Source organism: Pontibacter sp. LHS1 (assembly GCF_058932855.1).
On sequence record NZ_JBZYWF010000018.1, the window covers coordinates 13,706 to 32,470 of the forward strand.

An 18,765-nucleotide genomic window follows, 5' to 3' on the forward strand; every position below is an offset into this window, starting at 1 on the left:
TTATGAGATTATTCGATAATTACTTGACAGGTTTAGACGAAGTCCTGTCAAAAAAAGTAAAAATTACGCCGGAACTTATCAACGAGCAGCGTCGATTTAGTGCCACACTCAATAAGGCAGTAGAAATAGAAAGGCTTTCAGGTGACAAGGAGCTCGCTGTACCCGAAAAAATTGGTGGTCCGAAGGTGCTGTTTAACTATGATAAAACATATCTGACCAAGTACTTCGGCATTAACTCCGATGCATTCAGTGAAATCACGATTGGGCCTCATCCTGATTTTGCTGCTATAGATTTTCACGAGCAAGTGTATCATCATTGTGTATCTGTATTTGTAGACATCAAAGGCTCTACACGATTGATAGAAAAATATTCATTAGCAGAAGTCAGGCTTATAAAGGATTCCCTACTGACCCTGGCCATACAGGTAGCAAACCAATTCGGGGGACACGTCCATCGGCTGCAGGGGGATGCCATCTTTATGCAGTTCGTTCGTCGAGACGGAACTCCAAATGATGCTATTATCAATGCCCTTAATGCCTCTGCCATACTTACACAGTTTGTCTCCACCGACTTAGCTAACATCATGGCACAAAACCAAATTAAACCTCTCAAAATACGAGTAGGCATTGATTTTGGGGATAATGATAATGTATTGTGGTCGCACTACGGAGTTCCAGGCTGCAAGGAGCTCACTACGACCAGCCTACATACTGACATGGCCGCTAAGCTTCAGGCGAAGGCAGCCGACAACTCTATCCTGATCGGCGGGAATGTGAAAGAGGAGCTTGATCTAAAAAAGGATTTTTGGAATTACTTTCAGGTCGAGGAAAGCATGGAGATGGTATATTATATTTCTTCAAGATTCACGTATTCCTTCTATCTGTTCGATTGGAAAAACTATCTTCTGTCTCTGCCATTTATGGTAAAAAGCTCAAACGGAAGGGATCTTGAGATGAGAAATAACAACGTTACGATCGCGTGCTACATTTCGAATGAAGATGGCAGCGCAGAAGAAAAGTATTACCCCAATTCAAAATCAATTCCTAAAGGAAAAAACATAACTTATAAGCTAATGAGGGGAAACAGTCCGTATTTCAAACAATCCTATGAGAAAATAGAGTGGTTTGCGAATAACTCAGGAAACCAGGCCGCTGAAAAAAAAGCAGAAAAACATGACTTTAACAAAAAGTACCATGATCTCAATTATTGCGAAACAACAGCTGCTTTCCTCGGACACCATTATGTGGAATGTAGAATAATTAAACAGCACTCTGGTGTAGAAAAAGTTTCTTTCCCCATATTTGTTCAGTAATAATTCAAAGTATTGATTGGCAAATTACTAATGACTTTTTCTCAGAGGCATTAGCGGCCAGTTCATCAACCTGGGCAAAGTCGGGCGTGACATCCTATGCTTTCTCTTCTGCGGGTCTTTCATTCCTTTGTTTCTCCCTTTAAAAGACTTTCTCCGGTTTCGGATCATGTCTGAGGGTAAGCTCAACAAAAGGTATAACGGTTACAAGTTATTTAAACAAGTGTTCATCTACTTCACAAAAAGAAGTCAAACCACTGATTCTATGCTGAAACTTTTACCTCTACTTTTTCTGATTGCTTTTAGCATTACGTCCAGCCTTAGAACAGAGGCAACTCCTTCTTCCCTCCTTCCTGTAGCCACAAGGCAATCAGGACAATCCATGTATGTGAATGCTTCAAAGCTAAACCTGCGGGAGGCTCCCTCGACATCTTCGAGAGCTCTACTTATTTTGAAAGCACCTACCTTGGTGGAGGTAATTGGCAAAGAAGGCGAATGGAGCAGGGTGCGTGTAGCCGAAGTTACTGGCTACGTCATAACTTCTTACCTGGTAGGTACGCTTGATGAGATTACGGTCAAAGACCTTGATCTGGCTTATGCCAGAAGACACCCCCGACTAACATACACAGAGCCGCTCACTGTTAAGAAGACACCCTCTACTGCTCAGGCAAAAGGAGCTACTGTCTATTATTGTGCCAGCGGAAATACTGTTAAATACCATAGAAGTTCCGGTTGCCGTGGCCTGAGCCGCTGCGGGGCTTCCATTGATCCGATTTCTCTTAGAGATGCTCAGCGCCGGATGGACCCGTGTAAGATCTGCTATTAACCACTTAACCCTAAACTCTTAACATGAAAGTCAGAAACGTTTTAATTGCTCTTTGTACCTTATTTACATTTTATGCGACCAGTTGCTCAGAGTCACCGAATGAAAGCGACATAAAAGGCACTGTTTACAAGGCAGAAGACTATGGTGATATGTGGCCATTCTCTGTAAAGGAGATAGAAGTATTTTGCCATGGCTATAAGCAGATTTATTTCCGAAGCGAGGGCAAAATATATGCATTGAACGGAAGCGCACGCAGCGCTGTACAGAACGGCAGAAACGAATTAAATGCAATTGATATGGAGGATGTATGGCTAGATAACCCCGAACTCGACGGCACCAAGATACCGCTCCTGCCTGGGATAATTTCTAATGCGCTGGAGAATTGTAAAAATACTGAATAAGCGCGACATAAAGCAGGCTATCAGGCATAAAGGAATCCGAAAACATAGTTCTGATACAACAAATAACGCCTAATATTTCATAACACCTCACAAAGTATAAATTACAAAAGTATCTTTCTGTAAGTAACCTACCAAATACTCTTATACCAGCAACATGCCTACTAAAGATTTTTTAAATATCGTAAAAGCGCTAGAAGAAAAAGAGGGGCACAAAGTTACTTTGACTCCTAAAGAGCTTTTACAGCATTTTGGTTACGAAAAAAGGACAAAGTATAATATCTCTACCATTAATAACTTTTTAAAGGAACATAGACTTGAAGTTATTCCTGACTATATCACGTCGTACATGTACGCAAAGGTTGAGATCAGACAAAAGGAAAAAGCAAGAGCCCGAAATAATAGCAAGGATTCGCAGGTAGATTTTGATCCGGTGAACAGAATTAAAGTATTATCTGCGGCAAACGCTAAACCAGTTTCGGTCAAGAAAGAATCAAAGCTAAGTGAGGCAATCACACTCATGATGATGCATGATTACTCTCAGTTGCCTGTCATGCAAAATGATCGAAGCGTTGTTGGTATTATAACATGGAAATCAATCGGTCAGGCACTTGTCCATAATATAAAGTCTGATACGGTTATTGACTTTATGTCAAAGGATATTGATATACTGGAATATGAAACCCCACTTTTCCAGGCGATTAAGAAAATCATAGAAAAAGAGGTGGTGCTGATCAAAGCAAAAGACAATACGATCTGTGGGTTGGTAACCACAACGGATATAAGTGATCAGTTTCTAAAGCTGACAGAACCCTTTTTGATTTTAGAGGAAATAGAAAACCATATCCGAAAGATTTTAGATAATCGATTCACTATCGAGGAAATAAAGGAATTCATCAAGAACACCTCCGAAAATGGAAAGCAGGTGAAACTTGTTTCAGATCTCACATTTGGACAATATATAAATATCATCGAAATGCCGAACAATTGGGAACGGCTTAACTTATGCGTGGACCGCAGTTTGTTTATCAGCAGACTTGATGAAGTCAGAAAGGTTCGCAATGATGTGATGCATTTCCATCCAGATGGTATTTCAGACCAGGACAAGGAGCTATTGCGTAAAACAGGCAATTTCTTTCTAACGCTTGACGAATTCGCGTAGCGCCTGAAGATGAGTCACAAATAGCCTGAACACTTTAAACTTAGTAAAGAACTAAGCTAGCCCAGCAGGCATTTTAATCAAGCAGACCAACTAAGCCTGCCTACATAATGCTTAAGAATACGAACATAATAATTAGCAAATCTAAAGCTACCTTTTACCCTTGGAGTACTTAGACAGATTTCTGGATTACATCAGTGACAACAGCAAGCACATCACTACGCGCGTTTCTGTAGTAGTTGTCAGCCTGCTCCTCCTCATCTTGATAGATGATGTGTTCTCTTTTTCTTACAATTACGCCATTAATAGCCGGGTGAATAATGCCCGGAACATTACGGAGCTGATTAAGGATGATTCCCTTGCTCCTGGCTCCAAAGAGGCACTTTTCAGGCTGCGAGAGGAAGTCTTAGCACATAAAACCAGCAGAGATTACGTGGCAGGTTTTATGAAGGATTTATTTTCAGCGGATAACCATAAAGATGATATAGAGGTTACTACGAGCGGCAAGCCTGCAAGAAACGAATCATGGCATCTGATTTCATCTGCTGGCATATACCTGCTATCTATCCTGTTGTTAGTGCCTGTTATTCTGTTCTATAGCAATCTCGATCGCGTAATGCAACGCATAGTATCGGCGTTGGGATTTACAGTGTTGGTCCTCTCAATTGTTTACCTACACTATAAGGCTTTCGAATTGCTCCCCGATATGCTGTTTGGTTCGTGGACATGGAATTACATAGCAAATGCACTACTGCAACTTCTCTCGGTGTTGTCTCTCCTGTATTTTACAGGTAAAATTGAAGAGAGAAGAGAAAAGAAACTTGCGTTTCAAAAGCTCGAGAAAGAATCTCAACTGTAAGCTAATCGGGACAAAGAAAAGTAACAAGATGAAATAAAGATGCTGGCCTATTCCTCTCAGTTACATTCTGGCACAAGTTTTTACATTTCTACGGCAGTTCATTTAGCAGGAGTTTCTTCTTGGGTAGATAGGTTATCCAAGAATAAGGATTTCCGGAGCCCTGATCCCGTAGAAAGCAGGTATAGGCACGCATCTGATAACAATGGATGTAGAATTTACGGCATGCCAAACGTGACACAGCCAGCTATTCCTACTTCTACCCATTGCACATGACAGCGAATCTTTAAAATCAAAGGGCGGAGAACTTGTAATGGCTAGAAAAGCAACCACCTAACGTTGTCACTTTTCGAAGAATACATCTACACAAATACCTAATTCAAGCTGTATGTCAGCTAATTACATAAAATAAAAATAATATAAAAAGGGCACTGCAAGCAGTGCCCTTTAAATTTTGCCAACCAAAAGTATGCTAGTCCGTAACTTTATCTAACTCTGACAGGAGGATAAATAAAGTATAATTTAAAACCAGCAAATTATGATGGACAAATTCATCAGATTGTGCTTAGCAGCAGCGCTGCTGATAGCACTCATTGTCATTCTTTTACAAAGCTGCGGTTAGCAGTAAGTTTTTCACCTGCCCCCTGCCTGTACATCAGGTAGCGGGGCTTTTTTTTTTTTCGGGTATCGCTTCTATGTTCATTCAAAAAGTTCTTCTCTAAATTTTCTCCTCGAACTGACATAATCTCCTCTTTCCCTTACTTTATCTTTTTTCTTTCAATTAAAGAATTACAAAATTTTTAGAAACCACCCTCCAATTTATCTTCACTTCCATGTTTGATAAATGCTCCCTAAAGTTATTATATCCTTTTGGGATAGATACAGTCAGTTGGATATCATTCAAAATATATTCATCTTGATTTTAGCGCTTCATATAAATAGGAATGAATAGAAGGGAAAACCTATCTGTTTCACATCTAATTTTTATTTCCCCTGGTAAATTACTCAAACTTCCATCAATTGTAAAATCTTCCATAAAAGCATTCTAAACATCTAAATCCAGATATTTAATCAAATATTTAGAATTTTAAATATTATTCTAAAGCCGCTTATAACGTTTCAGAAGCTTTATAATTTCTCAACCTAGGGTATTCTGAAACACCAAGTTTTCAAGCTTGTTAATTAATATAAACTTAATTAAAATCAATAAAGGGTACGAGGGATTTAATTAAAATGTTTATGATCATCTCTTTTATCATCTAATTGATTATCCCTTTCAACTTCTATTTGATCATCTTTTCCAATTTCTATTTGATTATCTGTGTCATCTTCTAACTCTTTATCTTCTAGATTTCCTTCCTGTTTCTCTGTCTTTTCTATACTTTGAAGAACTTCTTTATTCTTACTTATAGTATCTAATTCAACCCTAGCAATTTCCCTGGCATTATTAGCCAGGACAACATATGCATCAAATCAACTTTAATGGTATCAGCAGATGATTCTTTTACTACCATTAGAAAACAATAGTGTTAAGGGAATATCATTTGAATAATCAGCTGTTTAATCCTGCCATGCTATTCATCAAAGGGGGCAAAAGTTTCTCTATAAGGCTTAGGCTCGTATTCATGCAGTATAAAATCTCTGTAAAGATAATCAAGCAGGTGTCCTGGGAAGAAAGTAGCTATGTAGAAAAACTGTGACACTGAGGCGGTACTGTTATGGTTTTCTAAAATAGAATTGTGGTACCATTTTAACGGCATCTGTTTCTGGACTAGATTCCCTACATCAATTCCTAACCTATACATAACAATCTTTGAATCTTTCAGTGAGTCTATTCTGGTTGCATTTAAGTTTCTAAGTTCTGCAGTATCTTTAATCACAAATTCTGCCTCCCTTGTAAGAGTTTCCAGATACTCCACCCATAATTCAGAGATTCTTTTATTCCTGTCATAGACAAGACTTTCTCTTGATGATTTAGTCGAGTCCAATGCCCTATTCACCTTTCTTATAAAAGCTTGATTTGAAGCATTGTCTCCCGTTCCAACTTTATCAAATATAGAATTATGGAGAACAAATGAAGTAGTGACCTTTCCATTGTACACAATGGCTAGCCTGGATGTTGGCATTTGCTCCTTGAAGTCCAAGGGTTCAATGAGGTCCCTGTATTCCTGGAATATCGGGTCAATGCTTTGCGAACTGTCTTTTCCGTAAGGATCAATATTCAGCCTGCTTGCGCCAAAATAGAAAACGTTCAGGATTAAATAACTGGTAATTGATATCTTGATTGCCGTTGGTCTTCGGCTTTCTACAGCAAATCCCAGCATCAGAACCAAGTATAAAGTCGAAAGCCCGGTCAATAGGGAAGAAATATACCCGTAAAAGTAGTCTTCAGTATTTAAATAAGTTGCATATGCCAGAACAATCAACGGTGTGAATAATAACTGGTAGGTTAACACATAAAAGAATACTTTTTCAAAATAACCCTTGCCATAAATTCTTGTCACTAAAATAAACAGCATTAAGGTTGGCATTGAAAGATACAAGCTAAAAAGCAAGGGCTTCACCCATTCCTTCGCCGACACCCCCACCCCGAACAAGACGAAAATACCGCTGTATATTACTATGTAAAAAACATACTGGTTTACCAGATCCTTTCGGGGCTTATTAATTACACGTGAAATAAAAACTCCGGGCTTTCACAAAAACTCAACAGCCTCCTTTAGCCACTCAAGCACATCTTCCGCCTTAAAATTCTTTAGGTATTCTTGCAATGTCTTATTTAATCAGGTTATGTAGTACAGGGAATATCAATTTGACTGAAAACTCTGCTGTTAACTCCTAAAGATAATTATTTGTAATTTTAATATGCCGAAAGTGAAGCTTATTGTATTATAGCCAATGGAATATAAGGCCTGCTCTGTTCTAAAAAGCCTTGTGGCTTACCAAATATTCAAGCGATATAAATCCCTTCTGCCCTCCACTTATGACTCCAATCAACCTTATTCGCACAGCCCCTTTGACTTCTTTATTCGTAAAAAAGGCTTTCACATGCAGCATCAACTCCTCTCCCTTTGCCGTAAATTTCCAGTACTGGTCATCTTCTAAATACTTCCTCTTGTCATTAGTGTCAGTAATCAAACAGAGTAATCTTATCTGAACTAAGTTTGTATGTAAAACACCTGTCAGTAAGGCTACACACCCCTTGGACATGGATAACCCTACCTATGGCAAGGCTTTCTGGCAGGACACAGAAGAGGCATTTGTAGATTGATTTCCTATAGACGCCGCTGACAAGCAGATAGAAAGGCTGATCACAACGGTTCTTCCAAAATATGTGACACTAATTGCCTTCGGGCTTAATGCGTTTCAGGATGAATCCTTCGACCTCAATACCAGCCCTCAGAATTTCTGGTCGTTTCAGCATTGACCTCCCCTGAAAAACCGGGCCACTGTAAATACTAGCATCAATACAAAAGTGAGTTCTATAAACCTGCACCAAAGCTTCTACCTGCATCTGCCCGGTAGGCCAACAAAATAAATACCTGAAAATGTTTTTATATTATTTTAATATTTAATAATATTATACTCAACCTATTCACTGTAAAAAGTTCATCGTCACTACTCGGTGTTACCTACCAAACGTGATTTGAAAGAGAACACTTGCAGCTATAATTCCTCACTCTTCTTGAAAGTCAGAAAATCAAAACCGTATCTGTATGTCAAAGAAAATCACCCCTCCCTACTACCCTATCATTTATGTGAGGGGCTATGCAATGACCACAGGGGAAAGAGAAGATAACTTTCACGATGCCTACTATGGCTTTGCCACCACCTCTGTTGAAAAGAGGCAAGGCTCGCCCTCGGATCAGGGATATCTACTCGCCGATATTTTCGAGGGGCAGTTTATCCGTCTCATGAAGAACCACGGGTATCATGATTCTTTTAACCAAGGAAACGTTAATTCAGAGGATCCTGCACGCTGTGTCTGGATTTGCAGGTTTTATGACAGAGATCATTTAAATGGGAAGGTACGGGACATCAAGGAGCATGCGCAGGAGCTATACGAACTCATCACAACGCACATACCGCATCAGTTAAAAAATGACTGTGGCGTGGACCTCGGCCCCGAAGATCAGGATTTTAAAGTCATTCTTGTAGCGCACTCGATGGGCGGCCTTGTCTGCCGGACAGTGATTCAGAATCTGATGCCCCAGAATGGCAAGGATCCCAAATCCTGGATTCACCGTTTGGTGACCATGGGAACACCACATAGAGGCATAGACCTTGGAGTAGTGCCCGATGCCATTGAGCGACTTCTTGGGCAAACCATGAATCCCTATAATGCCGGTATTTTCCTGGACCCTAAGCGGATGCGCAACTACCTGAATCTCAAGCCTCACCACGACCTGCACAGCCTCGGAGACTCAGGCTTCCCCATAGATCGCTGCCTTTGTATCATCGGTAGCGACCATGAATCTTATAGTGGTGTCCGCCATTTGACGGGTGGGTTCAGCGACGGATTGGTCCGCCAGGATAATGCTTATATCGTAGCCGGCAATAGGCCCAAGGATGGGGTTTATACAGAGGAGAACACCTGCTTTTATGCTAATGTGCACCGTGCCCATTCCGGTGTCCGTGGAATAGTAAACAGTTATGAAAGCTATGAAAATCTTCACCGGTTCCTGTTTGGAAATATAAAAGCCAGCCTGCACATGCATGACCTCCAGGTACATACCTCGCTCAGCGATCCGCGTATCAGTGCCTTCTACGACCTCGAATACCATTTTTCCATCAGGGGAGCACTGGCTTACCTGCACCAGCGTGTCCAGAAACCGTCCGAAAATGCACGGCGCCTGACTGCCGAACAACTGAAGGATCTCACACAGAAAAAACGCGGGATACACCTGCACACAGCTTTCCTGAACTCAAACCTGAGCTTTTCCCGCTCCAAGAGTTCCCATTTCCAACTCGCCTTGAAAGTGGTAGAATACCATGTAAAGGACCGCCTGCTTTGGGACAGGCATTACGACGGACGAACGATTTACAGTGAAACATTAGAAATCAGGCTCCGGGATATCTCCGGCGATGCCGAAGCCGATACAGTAGAATACCGGTGGCTCTCCAGAATCTCGAATTGGGATGACAGCTGGATTACCTTAGGGGAAAAGGATGGTCAGTTGATCATCCCCTTGCTTAGTGGAAAGACTGTCACCGGCAACTTGGTCATCAGGGCTGAGGCCTGGCCTGCAGCATACCTGGAGGGATAAAGGGCATGCGAGACACTACAACAGGTATCACGGTACAGGTTCCAGCGAACCAGGAGAACTTCGATACCGGGATTCAGCTGGAAGGAGGATCCTCCTACAAATTGGAGGCAACAGGAACCTGGATAGATTTGTGTATCCCTTCTACCCCCGACGGGTTTGAAAAGTGGTACATGGCACCTTTTAAATTTTTCAGGCGCCACCCATCTTATCCATGGTTTGCGCTGATGGGACGAATAGAGGCCGGTGAGCCTTTCCTAATTGGTTCCTTAACCACACTTACACCTTTAGCCCCTGGCAGACTGTTCTGCTATGCCAATGATATACCCGGATTCTGGTACAACAATAATAAAGGCGCAGTTCACCTGACCGTGCTAAAATTGCCTTAGAATCTTCTATCTAGTTAGTTTCAGTCCATTTTTCATTTTACATCATCATAAAAATAATGTATCATGTTGAGACTTAACGACAGGAATCCCACAGTGGCAACAGTCCAGGAGTGGCTCAATTTTTTAGGATACCAATACAAAAAGCCTAACGGCAAAGTAGAGCCTCTCAAAGCTGATGGTCACTTTGGAGCAAAAACGGAGGCCGTGGTCCTGGACTTTCAGAACAGCATGGGGATTTACGCGGACGGGGTTGTAGGGCCCCAGACGATGAAGCTCCTGCAGGAAAATTACCTGGCCAGGGTCAGCGAACTCAGTTCGGTGGACACTGATCTCGCTCCTACCACTCCTTCCAAACACTGGCTCAGCAGGGTCAATGCGGATCCGATGTTGAACGGCTATGCCTATTTGTCTCTTCGGAACGATGCAGCCGAAGCTTATAATGCGGTGCGGCAGGCTGTGCTGTCAGCGGGTGGGCTTCTTACCTCTTCAGGGGGAATAAGGGACCTGAACGCAAAAGTCACTTCCAGTAGAAGCCCCGTTTCCTTTCATTATCTTGGTCTCGCGCTGGATTTGCAGATATACACGGGTATGGTGGATCCGTCAAAAGACGCATATATCGTCCAGAAGGAAGATAACCATGGCCACCACCGGGTTTTTGCAAGATGCAGTAAAAACTGGAGGCCAAATGAAAAGGATAAGCCTGGCAAAATCAACTTGCCGGAAATCAGGGAGATCAAGAATATAGTTACATACAACCAGCGCAATCCCAACAAAAACAGACCTGTGGAAGATCATTTCCTCGATCTCACCGACCTGTTTGCCCTCCATGGCTTTGAAAGGATAAAGGCCCGTAAATCTTTCTACCAGGGCAATGCTGGCATGATGGCCGCCGAGTGGTGGCATTTCCAGTACGAGCGAAACCTGGTGCGCGGCCAATCTACCTTTGGGGAGGAGTTGCTTAAAATTTATCCCGAAGCGAAAGTAAAAACAACACCGCCCTGGCTCGAGCGCAACCGGGTATTCGGGTTAAACTGGCATTAAGCACATGGATTTAGCTGGGCATGTGCTGTATGCCTCATTCTTTCTGAATAAACATCTTTCATAAATCAATTATGTACCTATGAATACAGTCATGGAATGGCTCGAGAAAAAGGACAAGTCCACCTTGATCGGGCAAGGAATAGGCTTGGTCTTATTATTATCATTAATTACTTCAGTTATAATCCTGGAGCATCAGCCAAATGATTTACTATCCGTTGCGATCCTAGCTTCCGGCATTTCGCTTGGCTGGATTATAGGCATCTTGGTTTCTCCCCACAGCCACTATAACAATGAGGCAGAAAAATTCACGAAAGCGCAGCAGCTTCTCTCCTCCTTTGTGACTGGTGCAGTTGCCGTACAACTTCTTCCGCTTTTAACTCAAGGCAATCTGGTGAAACTGTTTAATGACACCACCCTGCTCTCCAGGATCCTGTACTTTACCGCCGCCGCTGTCCTAACAGGGGTTATCGTGTATTATGACAGGGTCTACCTGGAGGACCGGGAAAAGGCTAAGCTTTCCTTTAAGTGTAATGGATTGAGCCCCGGTGAGGTTGTGTCTGTATCTATTGCGCACATAAATGACCTGTTAAAAATTTGCATAAACAATAAAGGAGAAACCAAGCTACGCCTCCTACGCGCAGATCTTTATACACCAGGCAGCGGGCAACAGGCAACAAGTATCACAGGAACGCCCATCCTAATACAAGCAGTAGAAAATGGCGCTTCATTTCCCGAAAACAAAATCCTTATTCAAGACGATACCACTCCCACCCACGAAACCAAATTCCCTATCAAGAGACTTGCCCCGAAGGGAAATTTCCTTTTTATCGAAAACCAAGATACCAAAGATGCCCATTTTATCGTTCGGATTGTCTGATTTGTCTCAGCACCTACTTTAAGTACACCGACCCGATACACCACCTGATTAGAGCGGGTTATGGCTTACAGCAAATGTAAACCTCCACATTTTGTTCTGCGCAGCTTGAGATAAGGGACGATATAAACCAGAGAATTTGAATAACTTCATTTCTTTCTCGGAAAGTTTGTCCATTTTCCAATAGTTCTAATTTTTCCGTCAGCCCGATCTTAGAAATAAAATTAATTACCAAAAAAATCTGCTTCTTGACATTAGGTTGATATGTTAGCTTCTTGTAATAGGCGACGCCATTGTCCACAGTGTCCCCGCATCTTAATCGGGATATCTGCGTTGTTATATTATCAAGACAATATTTCCCATTCCACTTAGATTGCTTACTACTCCATTGATAATCCGATGGGCAAAGATTCCCAATATTTTTTTGTGCCTGACCTATAACATCCTGAAAACTGGAAGCGGAAAAATTTGACGTATTATACTTCGAAATATAGAACGCCAATCTATCCTCAAATAAGGCGACATGGTCCGCCCATTCCGTACCTAAGTCATCACAAAAGCAATATTTAGCTTGCGCTGTAAGGGTGGTTTCAACAAATCCAAAAACGGAATCTTGCTGAAATGCATTAGATGCACCGGTAAAGCTCCCCTTTTCACTCGTAACGTTATTTAAAGCAGCATACGGAATAAATATCTTTAAAAAGTGATCGATATTGCCTAGAAGTCTATTGTCTCTGAAAAGCTTTCTGTTAGTATAAACTAACTCAATATTCTCAAAGTTTATCAAAAAGCTATTCTGCTGATTTATATATGCTAAGATAGATTGATCCTGCGCATTCTCCTTAACTAATTTTAGTTTGGAGAATTTATCTGACGCGACTGTAACTGACTTATCATTAAATCTTAACGTTAAACCTTTAATCTTTGGATTCACAATTTTATACTCACCTGATTCAGGATCTCTGACCACCTTACAAAGGCGCTCTAAACCAGCGATCTTTTTAAAAAGAATTTCTCTATCTAGAGTCCTTTCAGAGTACTTAACTTCTGTGAATTTATTATTTTCAAAATCCCCAAATAACTTACTAAAGTCGAAGAGGAAAGATATGGGCACTAAATTATCTCTGTATGTTTCAAACTTTATCGGCTCAGAAAATACATTCAAAAAAGTTGTTTTGTCCTGATGTGAATTAATTCTGTCGATCATTTTGATAGACCACAGAATGAAATTTTGTACGGGGTTCTTAGAACTAATACTATTAATCCTAGACGTATTTAGAGCTATAGAAAGCTTTTCATCATCATTATTTATTCTCAGCGCATCTAATACATAGGAGTTCGCCCCATACGCACTAAAAGAATCCTTTAAGTTAACAGCTTCTAATGTTTTCTGCCTAATTGCTTTATCCGAAAAATTTGTACTCTTCATTTGAAACTTCTCGAACGAAGTATCATCATTAATGAAAACTGAGGATAAAGTTTTATAATCAAGTTGCTCTAAATTCTCCAGAAATGATCGCAATTCTGTTACATTTTTTTTTGACAGAGCAATATAGTCTCCATAATCTACTATTAAGAAATATGCTAGTTTTGTCTCATCCCAACCCTTAACTCTTTCAACTAAGAAGCTAGGTTTGTGAGAATACTTAAATACGCAGAATGCCCAATTACAACTTTTTTGGTTAATAGTATCAGGTGCATATTCCTTTTTAAGCAGATAGCCTCCTGTCTTACGGAAAGATATTTCTCTGAAAAGATTATTCACATAAGTTTTAGAAAGTCTGAAGTTTGGTTGCTTTTTGAAAATATACGCGTTATCATTTAATATTATCTGAGTCAGTAAATTAGCCATACTTGCTGGTCTGGTGTCTAAATTTAACCAAAATTGAGGGGATGGAGAACACCACCATCGGAGGGTTAGATGGTTTTGTCTCCATCAAATCTAATTGAGATGATTAAGCAAACTATCCGAGGATCGTAGGACTTGTTCCAATTTCTCCTGCAACTCCTCTATAGTTTCCCACTCAGTGCATTTATTCGGTACTGGCGCTTCATGATTAAGTAATGCCTGAAGAAGACACTCAATAATTCTAAACTTTTCAGGATCCTCAGAAATAGTTTTTAGTGCATTATAAGGCTTCTCTGTAGATATTGCTTCACCAAAATATGCTTGTTCTAAGTTTGGGAGAGAAGCTAATAACCTTGCCTTAATCCCTGAAGGCTTAGCTTGTATAGCTGCCAGTATGTTAGGATTACTACCCCAAGCAGGATTAGCCTTGTCACCATTTTTTGTAAGAGGAGTATCGCTATCGTGAAGCACTGAATAGCTCGTGCCAAAATGGTTAAGAATTTTGATTAAAGAAACTATAGTTGCTTTGCCTCTTGCTCTTATGATATGTACATCTCTATACTCCTCAGGCTTACTAGCTTTAATATAATTGAAAGCTGTATACTCTGTGTCTCCTTCTACAATGATGACTTTACCACCAAAAAAGAACTCTGCCACATAGGGATCGCATAAGTTTAGAAGTTTCAGGTTCTTCTTGTCATCTTCATCAAGTCTAGCCTTTGAAGGTCTAAAAACAGTAGTCCCTTGTATATCGCCGTCTTCGTCCTTATTTACCCGTACGATTGTGGTATTGTCTCTTGAGAAGTCAATAAAAATAGGTGAATGAGTAGTTACCATCACCTGCCAGTTTCCTGAGCTTGGTAAATCATAAAGCACATTGCATGCTTCCCTTATTGCATTGGGATGCAAACAGATTTCAGGCTCATCCAACAATAAAAGATGTGGTCTGATAGGCGTGCCATCCCCTGCTATTTTTTGATTGTTCTCGGAAATATATTTCAATGCTGTCCAAAGGAGTGTTCTCCTTGCCCCACTACCCTGTTTATCAATCGTACTTAAATGGCCGTTTGCCGGCCCCATCAGAAGCTCTGCATCAGCTTTAAAAAGGTTAAGCGTTTTTTCTATATCATTCTCAGGTTTTGCGTCAAAATCAACCTTATAACCGGGGAATACTTTTGATATCAGCTCTGACAGATCAGCATTTGCATTATCAATTTGCTCCTGCGCTTCATCAACGATTTGTTTCTGAAGCTCCCGAACTTTATCTAATAGCTGGTGGTATTCATTTTTTTCTTCTGCATGAGCAGCCTGTAGATTCTTCACACGCTCAGTTATGGCGGCCATCAGTAGCTTCTTTATAGCCGTAGCTTGAACGTCTGGATTGTCAAATGCATTAACCTTGTGAGGCTCAGGCCTACGCTGGTTAGCAATGTTGGCAGGACCAAAAGGAAAACTCTTGGGATCCCAACTGCCTAAAGCCACATTCCAACCTTGACGTTTTGGCTTTCCCACATTCTCCCAAGTCCACCGCTCTTTCACCAGCCATTCTCCTTCAGCTGTTTGCTCTATCCACTGTTCACCTACTCTTTCATCATACACAATGGTGTGAAGCTCTATTTGAGGGAGATTCTTATCATCAATTTCATTGTTAGGGAAATCATCTAATTTAAGGTCTGCTTCCTTAGAACCTTCTGACATCACTAATTCGTAAGCCTTCAGCAATGAGCTTTTACCAGCATTATTTGGGCCAACAAGAACCACTATTTCATCCAAGTCTATTTCTACACCTTGTGAACCAATACACCTAAAATTTTTAACTAGTAATTTTACAAGCCTAGGTTTTTGCATAGTTAAAATTACTTCATCGTTCTCATTTACCTTTGTCGTACTTTTTGTAGTCTTTGCCATCTAATACATTTATTAATTGCTCTCCACTCGTTTGAATATTTATTCATTGAATAAGCAATATATATAAATAATTATTATAATTATCTTGTGGTAAACTTTGATTTTGTATGTGAAAAATCACATACAGAATAATTTAGACTTTTACTGAAATTCTGCTATGATGCATGAAGTTATTTATTAATGCCATATAAATTCTGCTTTCTATTACGAGGTTAGTCTAGGAGTAATAGTCAAGGGTGGAAATGTTTACTTAAGCATACCTAAAAGTGAATCTAAAATCACCATAATGCGAGCAACGATAAAATTAACTATACCCCTATTGATCTCTTTTTTAATTAGTTGTACTTCAGATCAACACCGAGCAAAACAAACAAAGCTATTAATCCAAGAGCAAATCACCGCCCACTACGATAGCTTACATTTAGAGGGCTACCAACCGCTCTTCTACAGCGACATTGATACCATTGCTGTACAGCGTAGGCAGAATGGGGATATTTCCGCAATAATCGGAGAAGTCACACATCGGTATCAGATAATTCAGGAAGGCAGTTTAAAAGAACAAACTCAGGTATTCGATGTACAGGTATACGAAAAAGATGTAGTTGTACTCCCCGCTCAACCTACATCCGAAAAAACTGAACCGCCTCACATAAGCATATAAAATCAGTACTTAAAACAGTTTTAAAGATCTGATACTGTACGCAATGGTCTTTTAAAAGAGTTGTGTACTTAAAAATCCTTCAGATGTAAAACTGAATACGATAACGACCTGCCACATGCCTATTCCGTTTCTCCGGCATTATCTGTATTTTTATAGCACCCTATGTTATAGCAAATGAAAACAACCCTCTCACACCTTCCTGAAGACAAGAAAAACCAGATTTTAGAACTGAAGGACTTAATCCTGAAGAAGGTACCCAATGCTGAGAAAATAATTCTTTTTGGGAGCTATGCAAGTGGTGACTGGGTAGAAGATAAGTACACGGAGGATGGCATTCGGTATGAGTATGTAAGTGACTTTGATGTGCTCGTAGTTACTACTACTCGTGAAGAAAAAGAATATGTCTCTCAAGATAAGATAGTGAACAGTTGGCGTTATCACACTCCTGTTAATCCGATTGTTCACACTATTGACTATGTCAATGAAGGATTAGAAAACGGTCAGTACTTTTTTGTTGATATCGTTAAAGAGGGGATAATCCTGTTCGATGCAGGTAAGAGCTTTTTCTCAGAACCTAAAATATTAGATTCAACTAAAGTTAAGTTGTTGGCTCAAAATAACTTCAATCAGTGGTTTGAAAATGGGTGTGAGTTTCTAATTGATGCTACAAATGCTAAGGAAAGAAATAGCTTTAATAAAGTAACCTTCTACTTACATCAAGCTATGGAAAACTTTTATAGCGCAGTACTGCTTGTATTTAGTGGTTATAAACCCAAAACACATAACTTAAATATACTTCGAGAATATGCAAAGCCCTACTCTAAAGATTTATATTGTATTTTCTCGCCACTACCAGAAAATGATAACGAAAATAAACTCTTCGCAATGCTAAAGAAAGGATATTTGGAAGCCAGATATAATTCAAGCTTTACAATTGATATACATAGCATTGAAGCTTTACATACTAGGGTTGAAAAAGCTTCTTCTATTGTAAGGAAAATTTGTAGCGAAAGGATATCTAATATCCGCTAAATTCAAATCAAATTATAGTGTGTACCTTTTGTTAACCTTCTTGCACTGGAATATCAAAAAATACTTTGGGTTCATAGCCAAGAGCATGTGCAATTGAAATAATATCCGAAACTTTTAAATGGTGAGTCGCATTTTCTAACCTAGATACTTGATGCTGTTGTATCTCTAAGAGCTCAGCCAAATCTTCCTGTGACAATCCCTTCTCTAGTCTTAGCTCCTTAATTTTTTCACCAATTGCTTTCTCAAATTGTAGATATCTTTTCACTTGGTGAAAGTCATACTAACCTTTGAAAAATATTATACCATTTTTGGTATAAACAAATAATTTGTCTATTTTTACTAGACAAAAGCAATACTTATAGTCTCCACTACTAAGCTTGAGAACCTTAGTGTAAGAGACGATGACAACAGGTTTACCATATGTAAGAGCAGTAAGTGCGGGCACTCCTTTGGCATGGACCGGCAGGTTCTCAAGCCTTAGTAATGTCCACGGGAGTCCCGCGCTTTACTTTTTCCTGCTGCTGCGCCTGCCTTTGCTGGCCTGGCACCTGTCTCACCCTGCCTTTTCTGTTTTGCCATATATGAAGCCCGCTGCGGCGGCTTCTCCCTATACAACACCAGGCATCCACAACTGGATCCTCCTGATCTCACCACCAGAGTGAGCTGACACTTCCCCGTCGCTGCCCCGCCAACACAGGCTATCATAGCCCTGTGCGGGCAGCCGTCCCCTTTTCCCTCCCCGGCATGCCCGGCTCCCCACCAGGAGTCAGCAGGAACCCTATTCTTTCATTTTTACCGATTGCTCCCATGAACACCATGCCCTACACCTTACCTGAATTCAAACTCTCCGAGCCCGACCAAGCCCTGACGGACTTCTGCGGCCGCTACCCGCAGGCCGAGGCCCAGCAACGCCTCTGGAAATGGTTTATCCTGGCCCTGAAGGACAGCCGCGCCACCAGCCCCGGCCTGCAGAACAACGAGCTTATCGCTTTTTATGAAGATCTTAAAACGCTTGTTTCAGCTGTATATCAGCTACATGACCTGCCGGGGGAAAACAACACGCCTCCCCCCGTACCGGAAGCCTCTATACCCGGCAATACCTCGCTGGCCGCCGCCCTCGACATGCTGCACGCCACCGTTTCCCCCAACTGGATGCTGGTGGTATGCCCGCCGGAATAGCCCTGTTTTCCTCCACAGG

General features: G+C 40.8%; 15 protein-coding genes. 11 read left to right on the plus strand and 4 right to left on the minus strand.

All coding sequences use genetic code 11. From position 1 onward, the window contains the following. The first annotated feature begins 2 nt into the window (after positions 1-2). The 5 genes from AC5FXQ_RS20700 (at position 3) to AC5FXQ_RS20720 (ending at position 4,552) form a co-directional block, all read left to right on the plus strand. The gene (locus AC5FXQ_RS20700; protein ID WP_493604318.1) at positions 3-1,313 is read left to right on the plus strand and encodes a nucleotide-binding domain-containing protein; all 1,311 of its coding nucleotides are present in this window, start codon (positions 3-5) and stop codon (positions 1,311-1,313) included. Positions 1,314-1,575: 262 nt separating this feature from the next. Continuing rightward, positions 1,576-2,136: an SH3 domain-containing protein gene (locus AC5FXQ_RS20705; RefSeq protein WP_493604319.1), complete on the plus strand. Its 561-nt coding sequence runs from the start codon at positions 1,576-1,578 to the stop codon at positions 2,134-2,136. A 23-nt stretch (positions 2,137-2,159) separates the two neighbouring features. Further along, positions 2,160-2,537 (plus strand): DUF2511 domain-containing protein, encoded by a 378-nt coding sequence (locus AC5FXQ_RS20710; RefSeq protein WP_493604320.1) that lies wholly within the window; start codon positions 2,160-2,162, stop codon positions 2,535-2,537. A gap of 154 nt (positions 2,538-2,691) precedes the next feature. Further along, a complete protein-coding gene (locus AC5FXQ_RS20715) occupies positions 2,692-3,696 on the plus strand; it encodes a CBS domain-containing anti-phage protein (protein WP_493604321.1) in 1,005 nt (334 codons plus the stop codon). 160 nt (positions 3,697-3,856) lie between these two features. After that, positions 3,857-4,552 carry a hypothetical protein gene (locus AC5FXQ_RS20720; protein WP_493604322.1) on the plus strand — a complete coding sequence of 232 codons (696 nt, stop codon included), beginning with the start codon at positions 3,857-3,859 and terminating at the stop codon, positions 4,550-4,552. A gap of 1,571 nt (positions 4,553-6,123) precedes the next feature. On the opposite strand, the gene AC5FXQ_RS20725 is transcribed toward AC5FXQ_RS20720, so the two are convergent. Next, positions 6,124-7,068 (minus strand): hypothetical protein, encoded by a 945-nt coding sequence (locus AC5FXQ_RS20725; RefSeq protein ID WP_493604323.1) that lies wholly within the window; start codon positions 7,066-7,068, stop codon positions 6,124-6,126. 1,197 nt (positions 7,069-8,265) lie between these two features. Here AC5FXQ_RS20725 and AC5FXQ_RS20730 point away from each other — a divergent pair. From AC5FXQ_RS20730 to AC5FXQ_RS20745, 4 genes are all read left to right on the plus strand, one after another. Continuing rightward, positions 8,266-9,816 carry an esterase/lipase family protein gene (locus AC5FXQ_RS20730; protein WP_493604324.1) on the plus strand — a complete coding sequence of 517 codons (1,551 nt, stop codon included), beginning with the start codon at positions 8,266-8,268 and terminating at the stop codon, positions 9,814-9,816. A gap of 5 nt (positions 9,817-9,821) precedes the next feature. After that, positions 9,822-10,202 carry a hypothetical protein gene (locus AC5FXQ_RS20735; protein ID WP_493604325.1) on the plus strand — a complete coding sequence of 127 codons (381 nt, stop codon included), beginning with the start codon at positions 9,822-9,824 and terminating at the stop codon, positions 10,200-10,202. 63 nt (positions 10,203-10,265) lie between these two features. Continuing rightward, positions 10,266-11,243: a peptidoglycan-binding domain-containing protein gene (locus AC5FXQ_RS20740; protein ID WP_493604326.1), complete on the plus strand. Its 978-nt coding sequence runs from the start codon at positions 10,266-10,268 to the stop codon at positions 11,241-11,243. 79 nt (positions 11,244-11,322) lie between these two features. Then, complete coding sequence (locus AC5FXQ_RS20745) at positions 11,323-12,120, plus strand: hypothetical protein (protein WP_493604327.1); 798 nt, start codon at positions 11,323-11,325, stop codon at positions 12,118-12,120. Between the two features lie 58 nt (positions 12,121-12,178). Here AC5FXQ_RS20745 and AC5FXQ_RS20750 read toward each other — a convergent pair whose 3' ends face one another. Further along, positions 12,179-13,969, minus strand: a complete 1,791-nt coding sequence (locus tag AC5FXQ_RS20750; protein WP_493604328.1) for a hypothetical protein — start codon at positions 13,967-13,969, stop codon at positions 12,179-12,181. 90 nt (positions 13,970-14,059) lie between these two features. Continuing rightward, a complete protein-coding gene (locus tag AC5FXQ_RS20755; protein WP_493604329.1) occupies positions 14,060-15,874 on the minus strand; it encodes an ATP-dependent nuclease in 1,815 nt (604 codons plus the stop codon). An 835-nt stretch (positions 15,875-16,709) separates the two neighbouring features. Between AC5FXQ_RS20755 and AC5FXQ_RS20760 the strand changes: the two genes are divergently transcribed. Further along, a complete protein-coding gene (locus tag AC5FXQ_RS20760) occupies positions 16,710-17,567 on the plus strand; it encodes a HEPN domain-containing protein (protein ID WP_493604330.1) in 858 nt (285 codons plus the stop codon). Between the two features lie 31 nt (positions 17,568-17,598). Here the strand turns inward: AC5FXQ_RS20760 and AC5FXQ_RS20765 are convergent, their stop codons facing one another. After that, positions 17,599-17,832, minus strand: coding sequence for a helix-turn-helix domain-containing protein (locus AC5FXQ_RS20765; protein ID WP_493604331.1), 234 nt, complete (start codon positions 17,830-17,832; stop codon positions 17,599-17,601). A gap of 551 nt (positions 17,833-18,383) precedes the next feature. Between AC5FXQ_RS20765 and AC5FXQ_RS20770 the strand changes: the two genes are divergently transcribed. Next, positions 18,384-18,746 (plus strand): hypothetical protein, encoded by a 363-nt coding sequence (locus AC5FXQ_RS20770; protein WP_493604332.1) that lies wholly within the window; start codon positions 18,384-18,386, stop codon positions 18,744-18,746. The last annotated feature ends 19 nt before the right edge of the window (positions 18,747-18,765 follow it).

Excerpts from the sequence above, each read along its gene's own strand:
- AC5FXQ_RS20715 (WP_493604321.1), top strand. The coding sequence starts at position 2,692 with ATGCCTACTAAAGATTTTTTAAATATCGTAAAAGCGCTAGAAGAAAAA.
- AC5FXQ_RS20770 (WP_493604332.1), top strand. The coding sequence starts at position 18,384 with ATGCCCTACACCTTACCTGAATTCAAACTCTCCGAGCCCGACCAAGCC.
- AC5FXQ_RS20705 (WP_493604319.1), top strand. The coding sequence starts at position 1,576 with ATGCTGAAACTTTTACCTCTACTTTTTCTGATTGCTTTTAGCATTACG.
- AC5FXQ_RS20710 (WP_493604320.1), top strand. The coding sequence starts at position 2,160 with ATGAAAGTCAGAAACGTTTTAATTGCTCTTTGTACCTTATTTACATTT.
- AC5FXQ_RS20755 (WP_493604329.1), bottom strand. The coding sequence starts at position 15,874 with ATGGCAAAGACTACAAAAAGTACGACAAAGGTAAATGAGAACGATGAA.
- AC5FXQ_RS20700 (WP_493604318.1), top strand. The coding sequence starts at position 3 with ATGAGATTATTCGATAATTACTTGACAGGTTTAGACGAAGTCCTGTCA.
- AC5FXQ_RS20730 (WP_493604324.1), top strand. The coding sequence starts at position 8,266 with ATGTCAAAGAAAATCACCCCTCCCTACTACCCTATCATTTATGTGAGG.
- AC5FXQ_RS20725 (WP_493604323.1), bottom strand. The coding sequence starts at position 7,068 with ATGCTGTTTATTTTAGTGACAAGAATTTATGGCAAGGGTTATTTTGAA.
- AC5FXQ_RS20760 (WP_493604330.1), top strand. The coding sequence starts at position 16,710 with ATGAAAACAACCCTCTCACACCTTCCTGAAGACAAGAAAAACCAGATT.
- AC5FXQ_RS20750 (WP_493604328.1), bottom strand. The coding sequence starts at position 13,969 with ATGGCTAATTTACTGACTCAGATAATATTAAATGATAACGCGTATATT.
- AC5FXQ_RS20740 (WP_493604326.1), top strand. The coding sequence starts at position 10,266 with ATGTTGAGACTTAACGACAGGAATCCCACAGTGGCAACAGTCCAGGAG.
- AC5FXQ_RS20745 (WP_493604327.1), top strand. The coding sequence starts at position 11,323 with ATGAATACAGTCATGGAATGGCTCGAGAAAAAGGACAAGTCCACCTTG.
- AC5FXQ_RS20735 (WP_493604325.1), top strand. The coding sequence starts at position 9,822 with ATGCGAGACACTACAACAGGTATCACGGTACAGGTTCCAGCGAACCAG.